This window comes from Roseomonas sp. TAS13, assembly GCF_001950415.1.
In the GTDB taxonomy this organism is placed as follows: Bacteria; Pseudomonadota; Alphaproteobacteria; order Acetobacterales; family Acetobacteraceae; genus Roseomonas; species Roseomonas mucosa.
The window spans coordinates 1-1808 of record NZ_BDLP01000594.1 but is presented as its reverse complement, the minus strand read 5'-3'; the positions used below and the strand labels follow the sequence as shown (position 1 = coordinate 1808).

General features: G+C 71.8%; 2 protein-coding genes. One reads left to right on the top strand and one right to left on the bottom strand.

The window, feature by feature from the left end; translation table 11 throughout:
• The first annotated feature begins 204 nt into the window (after window positions 1–204).
• On the top strand, window positions 205–1569 hold the full coding sequence (gene der / locus ROTAS13_RS24000; RefSeq protein WP_019461513.1) for a ribosome biogenesis GTPase Der: 1365 nt from the start codon (window positions 205–207) through the stop codon (window positions 1567–1569).
• Window positions 1570–1597: 28 nt separating this feature from the next.
• Here der and ROTAS13_RS27570 read toward each other — a convergent pair.
• Window positions 1598–1808: hypothetical protein (locus ROTAS13_RS27570; RefSeq protein ID WP_171979229.1), on the bottom strand; the 211-nt coding region annotated here is incomplete at its 5' end.

The following is a 1808-nucleotide window of genomic DNA, read 5'->3' as shown; positions in this document are numbered from 1 at the left end:
GGGAGGGTGCGGCCGGGGACCGGCGCGACAGGCGGCCGGGCGCGCCGAAGCGGCGCGCCGACCCTTTTCGCTGGGCAGGGACCGCGCATCACCCCTTGTCCGGCGCGGCCACAGGGCCGAATCAAGGGACTATAAGGAAGCGGCGCGCCAGGCCCGGCTTTCCGGACCGGCGCGGCATTGGCCGCAGAGCATAAGGACCACGGCATGAAGCCGCGCATCGCGATCCTCGGACGGCCCAATGTCGGCAAGTCGAGCCTGTTCAACCGGCTGGTCGGCCGACGCACCGCGATCGTGGACGACACGCCGGGCGTGACCCGCGACCGCAAGGAAGGCGAGGCCCGCATCGGCGGCATCGACGTCACCGTGGTGGACACGGCCGGGCTGGAGGAATCGCCGCCCGACACCATCCCCGGCCGCATGCGCGCCTCCTCCGAGGCCGCGTTGCGCGAGGCGGACCTGATCCTCTTCGTGGTGGATGCCCGGGCGGGCCTCACCCCGTCGGACCGTGCCTTCGCCACCTGGTTGCGGCGGCAGGAGCGGCCGGTGCTGGTGCTGGCCAACAAGGCCGAGGGCCGCACCGGCGCCGCCAATGCGCTGGAGGCCTATGAGCTGGGCCTGGGCTCGCCGCTGCCGGTCTCGGCCGAGCATGGCGACGGCTGGGGCGAACTGCATGACGAGGTGGCCGCGCGCCTGAAGGACTGGGCGCCCGCGGAGGACGAGGAGGAGCCCGACACCGAGGAGGCCCGCCGCAACCGCCCGCTGCGCATCGCCATCGTCGGCCGTCCCAATGCCGGCAAGTCCACCCTGCTGAACGCCCTGCTGGGCGAGGAGCGGATGATCACCGGGCCGGAGCCCGGCCTGACCCGCGACGCCGTGGCCTCGGAATGGATCGACGAGACCGGCGGCAGGGTGCGGCTGGTGGACACGGCCGGGCTGCGGCGCCGTGCCCGGGTGCATGAGGGGCTGGAGCAGATGTCCACCGGCGCCACCATCGCGGCGCTGAAGGAATGCGAGGTGGCGATCCTGGTGCTGGACGCCAACCTGGGCATGGACGAGCAGGACCTGCGCATCGCACGCCTCGCCGAGCGCGAGGGTCGGGCCGTCGTGATCGCCTACAACAAGTGGGACGCGGTGGAGGACCGCAACGCCGCCCGGCGGAAGCTGGAGGACGTGCTGACGGCCTCGCTGGCGCAGATGAAGGGGATCTCGGTGGTGCCGCTTTCCGCCGCCACCGGGCGCGGCGTGGAGAAGCTGATGCCCACGGTGCGCGAGGTCTATGAGCGCTGGAACCGTCGTGTCCCGACGGGCGCGCTGAACCGCTGGTTCGAGGAGGCGCTGGCGAAGCACCAGCCGCCGCTGGTGGGCGGCAAGCGGCTGAAGCTGCGCTACTGCACCATGCCCAAGGCGCGGCCGCCGACCATCACCGTCTTCGGTACCCGGGCGGAGCTGCTGCCGGAGGACTACAAGCGCTATCTCGTGAACCTGTTCCGCGAGAGCTTCGACATGCCGGGCGTGCCGATCCGCCTGCACATGCGCGGCACGACCAATCCCTACGAGGACGCGGAGTAGCGCTTCGCCACCAGCCGGCCCATCAGGATCAGTATTGCGGACGGTAGGGCGCGCCGCCCAGATCCCCCTGATACCGGTCGGGCCAGCCCATGGCACCGCGAGTCCCGGTGCCGGACAGCAGGGACGAGCGGCTGACGCTGAGGCCGCGCCGGCCGTTGTCCCGCTGCGGCTGCAGCGGGGCCGTGATGGTCGGGGCCTGTCTCTTTATCACATCTACGCACCGCTCCACCGTAAGGCCG

Excerpts from the sequence above, each read along its gene's own strand:
- der (WP_019461513.1), top strand. The coding sequence starts at position 205 with ATGAAGCCGCGCATCGCGATCCTCGGACGGCCCAATGTCGGCAAGTCG.